This is a genomic window from Streptomyces sp. NPDC032745 (assembly GCF_055579465.1).
The window spans coordinates 402,451-416,384 of sequence record NZ_JBVING010000006.1 but is presented as its reverse complement, the minus strand read 5'-3'; the positions used below and the strand labels follow the sequence as shown (position 1 = coordinate 416,384).

Here is a 13,934-nt window from a genome sequence, read left to right as displayed (position 1 = left end):
GAGGGACACGGAAGGGCCCCGGGGCACACGCCCCGGGGCCCTTCCCGCGTTCGTACGAGCGCCTGCCGTACGGGTCACGCGCCCCAGGTGCGCAGCCGCAGCGGCAGACCCGAGCGGCCGACCGCCGCGGACTTCACCGCGAGGACCTGGTTGACGCCGAGCCGGCCGTGCTCGAAGCCCAGTGCCGAGGCCGCCATGTACAGCAGCCAGACCCGGGCCCGCCCGGGTGAGGTCAGCCGTACGGCCGCGTCCCAGTGCTCCTCCAGCCGGGCCACCCAGGCGCGCAGGGTCAGCCCGTAGTGCTCGCGCAGCGCTTCCACGTCGCGGACCTCGAACCCGGCCCGCTCCAGCTCGCCCACCGTCGTGCCCAGCGGGGAGAGCTCGCCGTCGGGGAAGACGTAGGCGTCGATGAACTCGTCGACCCGGTACGCCTCTTCGTCCGGCTCCGGCGGGCGCGCGATCTGGTGGTTCAGCAGCCGGCCGCCGGGGGCCAGCAGGGCGTGCAGGGTGCGGGCGTACTCGCGGTAGCGGTCGGCGCCGACGTGCTCGGCCATGCCGATGGACGAAATGGCGTCGTACGGGCCGTCCTTGACGTCCCGGTAGTCCTGGATCCGGATGTCGACCCGGTCGGCCAGGCCCTCCTCCGCGGCGCGCTTGCGGGCGTACACGGCCTGCTCGCGCGAGAGGGTGATGCCGGTGACGCGGACCCCGTACTCCCGGGCCGCGTGCAGGGCCATGGAGCCCCAGCCGCAGCCGACGTCGAGGAGCCGCAGGCCGGGCTCGAGGCCCAGCTTCCGGCAGACGAGGTCGAGTTTGTCCCGCTGGGCCTCCTCCAGGGTGGAGCCGGGGCTCCAGTAGGCGCAGGAGTACACCATCGAGGGGCCGAGGACGTGCTCGTAGAACTCGTTGCCGACATCGTAGTGGTGGCTGATCGCCTGCCGGTCGCGGCTCCGGGTGTGCAGCGGGCCGCCGCGGCGGGGGGCCTCCTCGGGAGGCGGCGCGGGCGCCGGCCACGGCCGGGCCAGGGCGACGAGCTCGCGCAGGGCGGCCCGGGCGGCCGGGTCGCGCAGCAGCGCGGCGGTCCCGGCGGCGCCCGCCGCGGCCCGCCCGGGCAGGTGCGGCAGGTGCGGGCGCAGGGCGGCGAGTTTGCCGAGCCCGGAGCGGCGGACCGCCGGCGGGACCTCGGGGGCGGCGGCCGGATCCCGCTCCCAGAGCAGGCCGGCCACCCGGTCCAGCAGTTCGAACAGGTCGCCCTCGACGGTGATGTCGCCGGCGACCCAGGCACGGGCCAGGCCCAGTTCACCCGGTCGCCACAGGACGCGGCGCAGGGCGCGCCGATTGGCCAGCACCAGGGTGGGTCCGGTGGGCGGCCCGGCCTCGCTGCCGTCCCAGGCGCGAATCCGGACGGGCACGGGAGCGCCCAGCAGTGTCTCGGCAAGAGTGGCCAGCCGCGGCGCGGCGTCGGTCATCGTAGGCACCTCCAGAACGATCCGACCGAACGGCCTACCCATTTCCGGGGCCCGTCAATCGGACACCGCTCCGATCGGGCGTGCCGCCGGAGGGGCCGCCGCAGGGGCTGCCGGGCACGCCGAAGGGGCCGCCCGCACCACGGATGGCAGGCGGCCCCTTCGGGGACGTACTGGAGGAGTTGCCGGTCAGGCCCGGGTCAGGAGGCCTTGGCCTTCGCGGCGGGGGCTGCTGCGGCGGCCGGAGCCGGCGCCGGCTTGGCGGCCTCGTAGAACTCTTCGCGCGGGGTCTCGAGCGCACCGAGGGAGACGACCTCGCGCTTGAGGAACATGGCGAGGGTCCAGTCGGCGAAGACGCGGATCTTGCGGTTCCAGGTCGGCATGGCCATGCCGTGGTAGCCACGGTGCATGTACCAGGCGAGCCGGCCCTTGAGCTTGATCTTCATCTTGCCCATGACGATCATCGCGACGCCCTTGTGGAGGCCGAGGCCCGCCACCGCACCCTTGTTGGAGTGGGCGTACTCGTGCTGCGGGAAGCCCCGCATGCCCGAGATGACGTTGTCGCCGAGGACCTTGGCCTGGCGCAGCGCGTGCTGGGCGTTCGGCGGGCACCAGGCGTTCTCGACGCCGGCCTTGCGGGCGGCCATGTCCGGGACCTGGGCGTTGTCGCCCGCGGCCCAGATGTAGTCGGTGCCCTGGACCTGGAGGGTCGGGGCGGTGTCGACGTGGCCGCGCGGACCGAGCGGCAGGCCGTAGCGGGCCAGCGCCGGGTTGGGCTTGACGCCTGCGGTCCACACGATGGTGTTGGAGTCGACCTCGAGGCCGTTCTTCAGCACCACGTGGCCGTCCACGCAGGAGTCCATGGAGGTGTTGAGGTAGATCTCGATGCCGCGCGACTCGAGGTGCTCCTTGCCCCAGGTGCCGAGCTTGGGCCCGACCTCGGGGAGGATCTTGTCGGCCGCGTCCACCAGGATGAAGCGCATGTCCTCGCGCTTGATGGTGGTGTAGTACTTCGCGGCGTCGCGGGCCATGTCCTCGACCTCGCCGATCGTCTCGGCACCGGCGAAGCCGCCGCCGACGAAGACGAAGGTGAGGGCCTTGCGGCGGACGTTCTCGTCCGTCGTGGACTCGGCCTTGTCGAGCTGCTCGAGGACGTGGTTGCGCAGGCCGATGCCCTCTTCGACGCCCTTCATACCGATGCCCTGTTCGGCGAGGCCGGGGATCGGGAAGGTGCGGGAGACGGCGCCGAGCGCGATCACCAGGTAGTCGAAAGGCAGCTCGTACGCCTCGCCGACGAGCGGCGTGACGACGGCGACCTTGCGGTCCTGGTCGATGCTGGTGACCCGGCCGGTGAGAACCTCTGCCTTGGGCAGCACGCGTCGCAGCGGGACGACGACGTGCCGAGGCGAGATGCTGCCTGCGGCCACTTCGGGGAGGAAGGGCTGGTAGGTCATGTACGACCGCGGGTCGACGACCGTGACGGTCGCCTCGCCATAGCGCATCTTCTTCATGATCCGCTTGGCCGCGTACAGGCCTACGTACCCACCTCCTACAACGAGGATCCTGGGACGCTCCGTGGTGCTCATGGAACGAGTATCCAGCACCCAAAGGGGTGTCGCTCGTGAGCCCCTTCACAAGGTGCCGGAAGGCCTCTGCTACACTGCGCGGCCCACGTGACGGAGGTCATGGCGCCGAACGGGAACCAGGGTGTAACGGGAGTCGTTGTTCACCCGTCCTGAACTGGCCTCCAGGCCCATAAGCGGAGTAGACCACCGGGTTGGTGGATACCTACCGACGAGGCCGGACCGCGCCCTCGAAACACACGAACGTTCAGGCAAAAAGGGCCTGCGAGCCCCGGGAGCCCCCCGAAGGGCCCTTCCCGCGGCCCATCAGGCCCCTTTTCCTTGTGAAGAACTTCACGAACTTTCTGTGCACGAGGGGACCTAAGACCCCCGTAAGGGCCCGCAGAGGTCCTCGGCAGGCCCTCCGCGACCCTCGCACGAGCCCCGCACAAGCCCCCCGCGACCCGCCCGTCAGGCGATGGACCAGGCGATTCCGTCGAGGATGTCGTGCTCCGAGACCACGACTTCCGAGGCGCCGATGCGCTCCATGATCGCGAGCAGCACCAGGGTGCCCGCGCCGATGACGTCCACCCGGCCCGGGTGCAGGACCGGGATCGCCGCGCGTTCGGCGTGCGTGGCCGTCAGCATCCGCCCACTGATCTCCCGGACCGTCTCGTACGGGACGCGCGCGTGGTGGATCGCCGAGGAGATGTACTCCGGCAGCCCGAGGGCGATCCCGGCGACCGTGGTCACCGAGCCGGCCAGGCCCACCAGCGTGCGCGCCTCGGACAGCGGGACCGTCTGCTCCACGAGGTCCAGCGCCGCCTCGATGTCGGCCCGTATGGCGGCGATCTGCTGCTCGGTCGGCGGGTCGGTGACCGCACCGTCCACGACCAGGTGGCGCTCGGTCATGCGGACGCAGCCCACGTCGACCGAAAGGGCCGCCCGTACGTGCTCCTCGCCGACCACGAACTCGGTCGAGCCGCCGCCGATGTCCACCACCAGGAACGGCTTCTCCATGTGCGTGGTGCCCGTCAGCTCCTTGGTGGCACCGATGAAGGAGAACTCCGCCTCCTGGTCACCGGAGATCACCTCGGGCTCGACGCCCAGGATGCCGAGGACCCCCTGCACGAACTCGTCCCGGTTCTCGGCGTCGCGGGAGGCCGAGGTCGCCACGAAGCGCAGCCGCTCCGCACCCAGCTCCTTGATCACCGCCGCGTACTCGCGGCAGGCCGCGAACGTGCGCTCGAGCGCCTCCGGGGCCAGCCGGCCCGTCTTGTCCACGCCCTGGCCGAGGCGGACGATCGTCATCCGCCGGTCCAGCTCGACCAGCTCGCCGGTCAGCGGGTCGCAGTCCGCGACGAGCAGGCGGATGGAGTTGGTACCGCAGTCGATGCCGGCGACCCGGGTCACGCGTCCGGCTCCTTCTTGTCCGCGGCCTCCGCGGCCTCCGCGGCCTCCGCCTTCTCCGCGCACGGGGTGACGCAGGCGCCCTTGGCCCACCACTCCGGCAGCATCGCCAGCGCCTCGTCGCCGAACGGGTTCACCCCGGGGCCGGCGGCGAGCGAGTGGCCGACCAGCACGTGCAGGCACTTCACCCGGTCCGGCATCCCGCCGGCGCTCGGGAAGCCCTGCAGCACCTCGATGGCGTCGCGGCGACGGATGTAGTCCTCGTGCGCGGCCTGGTAGGCGGCGGCCAGCTCGGGGTCCTCGGCGAGGCGGGCCTGCATCTCCTTCATCACACCGTTCGCCTCGAGCGTGCCGATCGCGGAGGCCGCGCGCGGGCAGGTGAGGTAGTACAGCGTCGGGAAGGGCGTGCCGTCGGGGAGGCGCGGGGCGGTCTCCACCACGTCCGGCTGGCCGCAGGGGCAGCGGTGGGCGATGGCGCGCAGCCCGCGCGGCGGGCGGCCGAGCTGCTGCTCGAACGCCTCGATGTCCGCGTCGGTCGGCTCGGTCCGGTCGGTCTGGGGCGGGGGCGTCTGCATGCCTGGAGGAAGTCTCTTCGTTCTCGTGGATGGGTGCGGTGCTCGGGGTGCGGTACTCGGAGTGCCGTTGCTCGTCACTCGCCGGGGCGGTCGGCCTTGTCGACGCCGTCCCAGACGTTCGAGTACCAGGGCCGGCCGGATCCGGCCGTTCCGGTGCGGTGCCGCTCGGCGGCCCCGGCCCCGGGGTCGGTCATGATGTAGCTGATCTCGCCCGGGCGGACGAAGTGCAGGTGCTTGCGCGCCTGCTGCTCCGCGTACGCGTTGTCCTGCCAGCGGGCCTTCTCGTCGCGGAGGCGTTCGAGGCGCCGGCTCGCGGCCTCGGCGGCCCGCCGCTGCTCCGCGATCTCCGAGCGCTGGGAGACGTACTGGCGCATCGGATACGCGAGGGCGACGACCAGCGTACAGAGGACGAGCACCAGGAGCGCGGCCCGGCCGGTGAGCCGGCTGCGGCGGACCTGGCGGCGCGTCTGCGAGCGGTAGACGTGGGCTGCGGTCCGCTCGCCGAGCTGCTTGAGCCTGGTCGCGGTGGAGAAGGTGGAGAACCGATCCCGGTTCCCGGCCATTGATCCCGCCTCCCCTTGTACCCGGTGCGCACTACGCAATACGTCCCCGCACACGGTACGGGACCGAGTGCGGGGACGTACGGAAGCAAGAGCGTGGTTAACCCTTAGCCCTTGAAGCGCGGGAAGGCGGAGCGGCCCGCGTACACCGCGGCGTCGTCGAGGATCTCCTCGATGCGCAGCAGCTGGTTGTACTTGGCGACGCGGTCCGAGCGGGCCGGGGCGCCGGTCTTGATCTGACCGCAGTTCACGGCGACGGCGAGGTCGGCGATGGTGACGTCCTCGGTCTCACCGGAGCGGTGGGACATCATGCACTTGAAGCCGTTGCGCTGGGCCATCTCGACGGCGTCGAGGGTCTCGGTCAGCGAACCGATCTGGTTCACCTTGACGAGCAGGGCGTTCGCGGAGCCCTCCTCGATACCGCGGGCCAGGCGCTCGGGGTTGGTGACGAAGAGGTCGTCGCCGACGATCTGGACCTTGGCGCCGAGGCGGTCGGTGATGACCTTCCAGCCGGCCCAGTCGTCCTCGTAGAGCGGGTCCTCGATGGAGACGAGCGGGTACGCGGAGACGAGCTCCTCGTAGTACTCGGTCATCTCGGCGGCCGAGCGGGACTGGCCCTCGAACTCGTACTTGCCGTCCTTGTAGAACTCGGACGCGGCGACGTCGAGCGCGAGCGCGATGTCCTTGCCCGGGGTGTAGCCGGCCTGCTTGATGGCCTCGACGATGAGGTCGAGCGCGGCGCGGTTGGACTCCAGGTTCGGGGCGAAGCCGCCCTCGTCGCCCAGGCCGGTGGAGAGGCCCTTGGTGTGCAGGACCTTCTTGAGGGTGTGGTAGACCTCGGCACCCCAGCGCAGGGCCTCGGAGAAGGACTCCGCGCCGATCGGGGCGATCATGAACTCCTGGATGTCCACGTTGGAGTCGGCGTGCGACCCACCGTTGAGGATGTTCATCATCGGAACGGGCAGCAGGTGCGCGTTCGGGCCGCCGAGGTAGCGGAAGAGCGGGAGGTCCGAGGCCTCGGACGCGGCGTGCGCGACGGCGAGGGACACGCCGAGGATGGCGTTGGCGCCGAGCGAGCCCTTGTTGTCGGTGGCGTCCAGGTCGAACATGGCCTGGTCGATCAGGCGCTGCTCGGTGGCGTCGTAGCCGACGAGCTCCGGGCCGATCTGCTCGATGACCGCGAGGACGGCCTTCTCGACACCCTTGCCCATGTAACGGTTGGGGTCACCGTCACGGAGCTCAATGGCCTCGAAGGCACCGGTGGAGGCGCCGGACGGAACTGCAGCACGGCCGGTGCTGCCATCGTCGAGGCCCACCTCGACCTCGACCGTGGGGTTGCCTCGGGAGTCCAGGATTTCCCGGGCTACGACGACGTCGATGGACGGCACGAGCATCTCCTTCTGGGATGTGACGCTGGGTGTGCGGTGGCATGTCAGGCCGTGGGACGGCCTCGCCGACTAGAGCCTAACCGGCTCCGGGCACTGGGCCGGCCGACCGCCCGCCTCCTGGGACGAAAAAGGGCCCGAATACCCGCCTTCCGGTACATAGGACTCCTGACCACCGGCGTCCCGGCCGGACAAAACGCCGCCGCCCGGCGCGTGGGGGGAAGACGCGCCGGGCGGTGGGGATGCTGCGTGTTGTGCTCGGTGCCGCAGTTGTTACGGCAGGGTTCAGCTGAGCTTCAGCTTCTGACCCGGGAAGATCAGGTCGGCGTCCGAGACGATGTCCTTGTTGAGCTCGAAGAGCTTCTCCCAGCCGCCCTTGACGCCGTTGGCCTCGGCGATGGTGCCCAGGGTGTCGCCGGGCTTGACCTCGTACGAGCCGTTGCCGGTCTTCGGGGCCGGGGCCTCGGAGCGCTCGGAGCGGGTCGTCGGAGCCTCGGAGCGCTTCGTCTCCTTCTTCGGCTCGGTCTTCTTCGGCTGGGTCTTCTTGGTCTCGGTCTTCTGCTCCGTCTTCTTCGGGGTGTCGGTCGTACCACCGCCGGTGTAAGAGGAGTTGGAGAGGCCGACGCCGCAGGACGGCCACGCGCCCTTGCCCTGGCCCTTGAGGACCTTCTCGGCGACGGCTATCTGCTGCGACTTGGAGGCCTGGTTGGCCTGCGCGGCGTACGCCTTGCCGCCGTACGCGGCCCAGGTGGAGGACGAGAACTGCAGGCCGCCGTAGTAGCCGTTGCCCGTGTTGATGGACCAGTTGCCGCCGGACTCGCACTGCGCGACGCGGTCCCACTCGGTGGCGGTGGCGGCGGAGGCCGAGCCGGCCGCCATCAGCGGGGCGGCGACGGCGACGCCGGTGACGCCGGCGAGCGTGACGATGCGGGCGGCCTTGGAGGCGCGGCGGTGCTTGCCCTTGCCGGAAAGCAGCATGGAGTTCTCCTCACCGACGCCTGCGAGGTGAGCTGTCGGGTTCGGGCGGATGAGTGCCCGGCCGTGCGACGTGGCGCACGACTTAACCCCTAGCCGTTTCCGTGACCGTCTCTCAACGGCCGGTCCCGGCGCCTACCTTGGTTCCCCCGCTCCTGCCTTCGGCGCTTGACGCGACGACTGTTCCCTCCGGCCGCCGGCAGGATTCGGCGATGCGGTCGAAGGAGCCCGCGGTGGCGGGCGACTCAGAAGGTAGGCAGGTCTCTCCCCGATGTTCAACGAGGAACACCGGGGAGAAACGGCCCCTACTTGCGCTCCCTTTACTGCCGTTTGCGCAGGTGAGGACGGGGTTTGCGGAAGGCTCCAGGCGGGACACGCCAGTTGACCGGAAGAGACACATGTCTCACTTGCAGATAACGGACATTCAGCTCTTTCCGGGTGTCCGAAGTGCCGCTATTCCTAGCTTAGATCCAGGTTCTGGCCGGGCTTGATCAGATCGGCGTCATTGCCGATGACCTGCTCGTTGGCCTGGTAGAGCGCGTTCCAGCCGCCCTTGACCTTCTTGGCAGACGCGATGGTGGCCAGGCTGTCGCCCGCCTGGACGGTGTACGAGGGCGCCGACGCCCCCTCAGATGCGGCGGTCAGCTCGAGGGCTGGCGTACCACGGTGCTTGCCGGTGCCGGAGGTGTCCGGGATGGCACTCGGGTCGGTGGAGGCGCCCGGGGTACCCGGGGCCGCGGGGGCGCCGGGGTCGGCCGGGGTGACCGGAGCAGTCGGGTCCGCCGGGTTCCCGGGCGTGGTCGGGCTCCCCGGGGTCGTCGGCGCGGTGGGCGTCGTCGGGGCCGTGGGGGTACCCGGGTTCGCGGTCGGGTCGCCCGGGAGCCCCGGGACGGTCGGCGACGTGGACGGCACGTCCGGGTCGGGCATGACGGGCAGTCCGCTGTTCGGTGCGAGCGGCGCCGGCGGGAGCGTGAAGACCGGCGTGGGGGCCTGGGTCGGGGCGCCGAAGTCCCTCGCCTTGGCGCCGGAACCGCCGGCCGGGACCGAGTCGTCGGGGCGCGAGGCGCTCGGGGCGACGGGGCCGAGCGTGCCGGGCAGGCCCGGGTCCACGGCCGCGGCGGGGGCCTGCTGGGTCAGCCCGGCCGACTCCGAGCACTGCCCCCACGCCCGGGGGCCCTGGGTGCCCAGGACCCGCTCGGCGACGGCGATCTGCTGCGAACGGCTGGCGAGGTCGGGGCGCTCGGCGAAGTCGAGGCCACCCGAGGAGTTCCACTGCTCCTGCGTGAACGAAAGTCCGCCGTACGACCCGCTGCCGGAGTTGGCGCTCCAGGAGCCGCCGCTCTCGCACTCGGCGACCTTGTCCCACGTGGAGGTGTCCGCCGCGCTCGCGCCGGTGGCGGCGAGGAGTGGCAGGGCCAAGGCGGAACCGGTGACTCCGGCGGTGACGACTATCGCGGGTACCTGGCGGGGGCGTCTGTGGCGGCCGTTCCCGGAACGCATGAGCTGCACCTTTCGCATAACGACTGGGTAACGGCAGAACCTAGCCGTCTTAGCACGTCAGTAACAACTCCTGGCGGGGGCTGACTTACGGTCAGGGACCCTTCAGATGTTTCGAGCTGTGAACCTGACGGGAAGAGTGCGCAGGCCACGCATGATCAGACCCCCGCGCCAGCGAAGCTCGTTGGGCGGAACAGCGAGTTCCAGATCTGGCAGACGCGTCAGCAAAGTCGCAAGCGCCGTCTGCCCTTCAAGTCGTGCGAGCGGAGCACCCAGGCAGTAGTGGATGCCGTGCCCGTATCCGAGGTGCTGGTTGTCACTGCGGGAGAGGTCGAGGGTGTCCGGATCGGCGAACCGCTCGGGGTCCCGGTCGGCCGCGGCGAGGACGACGAGCACCGGATCGCCGGCTGCGATCTCCTGGCCCCCGAGGGTCAGCGGCTCGGTGGCGAACCGCCAGGTGGCCAGCTCCACGGGACCGTCGTAGCGGAGCAGCTCCTCGATGCCGGTCTCCAGCAGGCCGCTCTCCCCGGCGGCGAGGGAGTCCTGGAGGCGGGTGCGCTGATCCGGGTTCATGAATAGGGCATGCACCCCGTTTCCGATCAGATTGACCGTGGTCTCGAAGCCCGCGAACAGGAGGATGAAGGCCATCGCCGTGGCCTCGGCCTCCGTCAGGTGGTCCCCGTGGTCACTCGCGCGGATCAGGTCGGAGATGAGGTCATTGCCCAGATCGTCCCTTTTACGGTGGATGAGTTCACCGAGATAGGTCCGCATCTGCTTCACGGAGCGGGCGACCCCGCCGCGCGGGCCGCCGCCGTGCCGGATCATCATCCCGGCCCAGTCACGGAAGTCGTCCTGGTCCTCGCGCGGTACGCCGAGCATCTCGCAGATGGCATAGATGGGGAGCGGGAAGGCGAACTCGTGGATGAGGTCCGCTTCCCCCTCGCCCGCGTCCCCCGCCTTTTCAACGATCTTGTCGATGAGGTGGTCGGTCAGCTCCTGCACCCGCGGGGTGAACTCGGCCACCCTGCGCGGGGTGAACGCCTTCGACACCAGCCGCCGCAACCGGGTGTGGTCCGGCGGGTCGATGTTGAGCAGATGCGTCATCAGCTCCGCCTTGCGCTCCCCCGGGATCCCGGTCTTGCCCTTGGCGTGCGCCGGCTCCGCGTGGTGCGCCGGGTTCTTGCTGAGCCGCTGGTCCGCGAGGGCCTGCCGGGCGTCGGCGTACCGGGTGACCAGCCAGGCCTCGACCCCGCTGGGGAGTTTGGTGCGGTGCACCGGGGAGTGCTCGCGCAGCCAGGCGTACGCCGGGTACGGATCGGTCGCGAACTCCCAGTCGAACAGGGTCGGGCCCTGGGGAGGAGTGCTGTCTGCGGGGGCTGCGGAGGTCGGCTCGTGCACCCGCTGACCGTATCCCGCGGGCCGGCCGGTATCCCATATGGGTCGTTCGCCGCGGCTGTCCGTAGATCTGCCATCGCTTGACCTCGCGTTCCCCGGCCCTCCTACTTTCGGTTCTGTGGATGCGAGGATCTTGAAGAGCAGTTTCGCGGTGGTGGAGAGAAGGGCCGAGCACGCGGTCAAGTACTTCTACTCCCACCTCTTCTGGCACAACCCCGGGATCCGAGAACTCTTCCCGGCCTCCGCCGAGGACATGGAACGCCAGCGCGACCGGCTCTTCGCCGCGCTGACCCACGTGGTCGCCCACCTCGACGACGAGGGCCTCCTCCCCTATCTCCACGACCTCGGCCGCGACCACCGCAAGTTCCTCGCCAGGCCCGAGCACTACGCGGCCGTCGGCTCCAGCCTGCTCGCCGCGCTCGCCCGGACCTCCGGCGAGGCGTGGACCCCGGGCGTGGAGAAGGCCTGGTCCGAGGCGTACCAGGTGATCGCCGACGCCATGATGGAAGGGGCCGCTTCGAGCGAGGACCCGCCGTGGTGGGACGCCGAGATCGTGCGCCACCTCCAGTACGGGGAGGACATAGGGGTGCTGACCCTGCTCCCGCACACCTCCTTCCCCTATCTCCCCGGCCAGTACGTGAGCGTGAGCAGCGAGCGGGTCCCGACGACCTGGCGCACGTACTCCATAGGCAACGCCCCGCGCCCGGACGGCACCCTCGACCTGCACGTCAGCCGCATCGAGCACGGCCGGCTCAGCACCGCCCTGGTCCGCGAGGCCCGGCCCGGCGAGATGCTGCGGCTCGGCGCGGCCGGCGGGCAGCTGACCTTCCGCCGCGCCGACCGGCCCGTCAGCCTCATCGCGGCGGGCACCGGCTGGGCACCGATCCGGGCCATGCTCGAGGAGCTCGCCGGGCGGCCGCCCGATCAGGACGTACGGCTCTTCGTCGTCGCCCGGGACGCCGCCCACCTCTACGACCGGCCGCTGATCGACGCGTACGCGGCCGCCTTCGGCTGGCTCGGCGTCACCTACATCACGCCCGCCCCCGGGCAGCACCGCAACCAGGCCACCGGGCGGCTCGCGACCGCGCTCGGCCACCGGGCGCTCTGGCCCGACCAGGACGTCTACCTCAGCGGCCCGCCGCCGTTCATCGAGGAGACCGCCTACCTGCTCCGGGAGCTCGGCGCCCTCCCCGGCCGGATCTTCCACGACTCCGTACCCGCCGCCGGCACCGGCCACGGCCCGAACGGCCGGCCCCTGGGCTTCGGGGAGTGGTTCCTGAGCCGCCCCGCCCCGCACTGGCACAACCCGTCGGGGCGCGCGCCCCGCTAGGTCGTGTCGTCGAAGCGTCGCCGGGCGCCGCGGGCTACTCGCCGACGCCCTCGGCGGCGCGGATCGCGTCCCGGTAGACGCGGGCCGCGGCGCGCAGCGCGCTCTCGGGGTCGACCCCCGCCGCCTCGGCGCGCGCCGCCAGCTCCAGCAGTTCGTACCCGATGCCCTCGCCGCGGGGCAGCTCCACGGCCACGCCGCCCGTGCGGACCCGGCCGGCGAGCTTGGCCGCGAGCGCGAGACCGGGCTGACCCAGCGGGATCCCGTCGGTGACCGACTCCCGCTGCTTCTCGACCGCCTTGGTGCGCTGCCAGTGCGCGCTGACGTCCTCCGGGGTCTGCGCGTCCGCGTCCCCGAAGACGTGCGGGTGCCGGTGGATCAGCTTCTCGACGAGGCTGCCGGCCACGTCGTCGACGGAGAACGGCTCCTCGGAGTGCTCCTCGGCGATGCGCGCGTGGAAGACCACCTGGAGCAGTACGTCGCCGAGCTCCTCGCGCAGCGCCTCCCGGTCCCCGTCCTCGATGGCCTCGACCAGCTCGTACGCCTCCTCCGTGGCGTACTTGACCAGTCCCTCGTGGGTCTGGCGCGAGGTCCAGGGGCATTCCCGGCGGACCCGGTCCATCACCTGGACGAGGTCGAGCAGGCGGGCGCCGGGCAGATCGTAGGAGCCGGGCAGCAGCTCGAGGTCGGGCATGTCGACGCGGCCGGAGCCGGCGAGCCGGGCCAGCCCGTCGGTGAGCCGCTGGTCGCCCTCGCCGCCCGGGATCACCACGACCGTGCGGCCGCCGGCGCAGGCCTCGACCAGCGCGTGCGCGTCCGGGGTCTCGTGCGCCACCTCGACGCCCGCCTCGCGCAGGTACGGCAGCTGCGGGTGGGCCGGGTCGGCGCACAGCACCCGGTCCGCGGCGTGCAGGGTCTGCCAGGCCGGCCAGGACAGCAGGCCGGGGGCGACCCGGTGGCTGGCGGTCAGCAGGACGATCCGGCCGGCGCCGGTTTCGTCGGCGGGCACGGCAGGGGCGGGTTCGGGGGCGTGGTCGTTCACCCTCCGAACCTACCTCTGTACCGGCGGCTCAGGCTCCGGCGGGGGCCTGCTCGGGCCGGGTCCGCTGGACGATCCACGGGGTGTCCTGGTCACCGAGCACGATCTGCTGCGCGTCCCAGACGCCGTAGCGCGGGTTCACCTCGATGTGCAGCGCCTTCGCGGCGGAAGCGAGCTTCTCGACGGCCTTGTCCTGGCTGCCGTAGTGGTCGAAGAGCTTGTCGCGCAACAGCTTGAAGCGGGCGTCGGCGTCGAGCTGGCCGGGCGCCAGCTGGGCCTGCTCGAGGGCCGCCGCGGCCAGCTTCTCGCTGCCGCCGGCCTTCTCCAGCTGGGCCTTGCGGAAGTCCTGGACCTCCTTCTCGCCGACGCTCACGCCCGCGTCCTTCGCGGCGCGTTCCAGGACGACGGTCTGGATCATCTTGTTGAGCTTGACGCGTTCCAGGCCGGGCGAGGCCTGGATGAGCTGCGCGGCGGTCGGCCCGGACCCGTTCTGCGCCGCGCGGACGTCGCCCACCTGGGCCTGGAGGGCGGAGGTGGTGATCCGTTCGCCGCCGACGACGGCCGCGGTGCCGGGGCGGGCCTGGCCCGAGCAGGCGGACAGCAGGGGGGCCGCCGCGAGCAGGGCGGCGGAGACGGAGAGCGCAGTGCGACGGTGCAAAGGAGCCTCCAGGGCCGGGAGATTGTGCGTCGGTGCACAAGGGCCGTGCGGTGATCGATGGTATGCAGTCAAGCTGATCCGAGCC

Annotated in this window: 12 protein-coding genes and 1 riboswitch; of the genes, 1 reads left to right on the top strand and 11 read right to left on the bottom strand. The window is 71.4% G+C overall.

The window, feature by feature from the left end; all coding sequences use genetic code 11:
* Window positions 1-74 precede the first annotated feature (74 nt).
* From ACZ5WG_RS18930 to ACZ5WG_RS18890, 9 genes are all read right to left on the bottom strand, one after another.
* Window positions 75-1,469, bottom strand: coding sequence for a class I SAM-dependent methyltransferase (locus ACZ5WG_RS18930; protein ID WP_468724456.1), 1,395 nt, complete (start codon window positions 1,467-1,469; stop codon window positions 75-77).
* 197 nt (window positions 1,470-1,666) lie between these two features.
* On the bottom strand, window positions 1,667-3,052 hold the full coding sequence (locus ACZ5WG_RS18925) for an NAD(P)/FAD-dependent oxidoreductase (protein WP_266666397.1): 1,386 nt from the start codon (window positions 3,050-3,052) through the stop codon (window positions 1,667-1,669).
* Window positions 3,053-3,499: 447 nt separating this feature from the next.
* Window positions 3,500-4,441, bottom strand: a complete 942-nt coding sequence (locus ACZ5WG_RS18920) for a Ppx/GppA phosphatase family protein (RefSeq protein WP_468724455.1) — start codon at window positions 4,439-4,441, stop codon at window positions 3,500-3,502.
* A complete protein-coding gene (locus ACZ5WG_RS18915; protein ID WP_468724454.1) occupies window positions 4,438-5,013 on the bottom strand; it encodes a DUF501 domain-containing protein in 576 nt (191 codons plus the stop codon). The genes ACZ5WG_RS18920 and ACZ5WG_RS18915 overlap by 4 nt, the downstream gene beginning before the upstream one ends.
* Window positions 5,014-5,087: 74 nt before the next feature.
* Window positions 5,088-5,576 (bottom strand): FtsB family cell division protein, encoded by a 489-nt coding sequence (locus tag ACZ5WG_RS18910; RefSeq protein ID WP_468724453.1) that lies wholly within the window; start codon window positions 5,574-5,576, stop codon window positions 5,088-5,090.
* Window positions 5,577-5,680: 104 nt separating this feature from the next.
* Complete coding sequence (gene eno, locus ACZ5WG_RS18905; protein WP_030156501.1) at window positions 5,681-6,967, bottom strand: phosphopyruvate hydratase; 1,287 nt, start codon at window positions 6,965-6,967, stop codon at window positions 5,681-5,683.
* Window positions 6,968-7,243: 276 nt separating this feature from the next.
* Window positions 7,244-7,936 (bottom strand): transglycosylase family protein, encoded by a 693-nt coding sequence (locus ACZ5WG_RS18900; protein WP_468724451.1) that lies wholly within the window; start codon window positions 7,934-7,936, stop codon window positions 7,244-7,246.
* A 2-nt stretch (window positions 7,937-7,938) separates the two neighbouring features.
* A riboswitch (cyclic di-AMP (ydaO/yuaA leader) is annotated at window positions 7,939-8,110 on the bottom strand.
* 282 nt (window positions 8,111-8,392) lie between these two features.
* Window positions 8,393-9,433, bottom strand: a complete 1,041-nt coding sequence (locus tag ACZ5WG_RS18895) for a LysM peptidoglycan-binding domain-containing protein (protein ID WP_468724450.1) — start codon at window positions 9,431-9,433, stop codon at window positions 8,393-8,395.
* A gap of 102 nt (window positions 9,434-9,535) precedes the next feature.
* Window positions 9,536-10,828, bottom strand: coding sequence for a cytochrome P450 family protein (locus tag ACZ5WG_RS18890; protein ID WP_468724448.1), 1,293 nt, complete (start codon window positions 10,826-10,828; stop codon window positions 9,536-9,538).
* 130 nt (window positions 10,829-10,958) lie between these two features.
* On the opposite strand from ACZ5WG_RS18890, the gene ACZ5WG_RS18885 reads away from it, so the two are divergent.
* Entirely contained in the window at window positions 10,959-12,155 is a 1,197-nt protein-coding gene (locus ACZ5WG_RS18885; protein WP_468724447.1) for a globin domain-containing protein, read from the top strand.
* A 34-nt stretch (window positions 12,156-12,189) separates the two neighbouring features.
* Here ACZ5WG_RS18885 and ACZ5WG_RS18880 read toward each other — a convergent pair whose 3' ends face one another.
* Entirely contained in the window at window positions 12,190-13,194 is a 1,005-nt protein-coding gene (locus tag ACZ5WG_RS18880; protein WP_468724446.1) for a nucleoside triphosphate pyrophosphohydrolase, read from the bottom strand.
* Between the two features lie 28 nt (window positions 13,195-13,222).
* Window positions 13,223-13,849 carry a SurA N-terminal domain-containing protein gene (locus tag ACZ5WG_RS18875; RefSeq protein WP_468724445.1) on the bottom strand — a complete coding sequence of 209 codons (627 nt, stop codon included), beginning with the start codon at window positions 13,847-13,849 and terminating at the stop codon, window positions 13,223-13,225.
* Window positions 13,850-13,934: the final 85 nt, after the last annotated feature.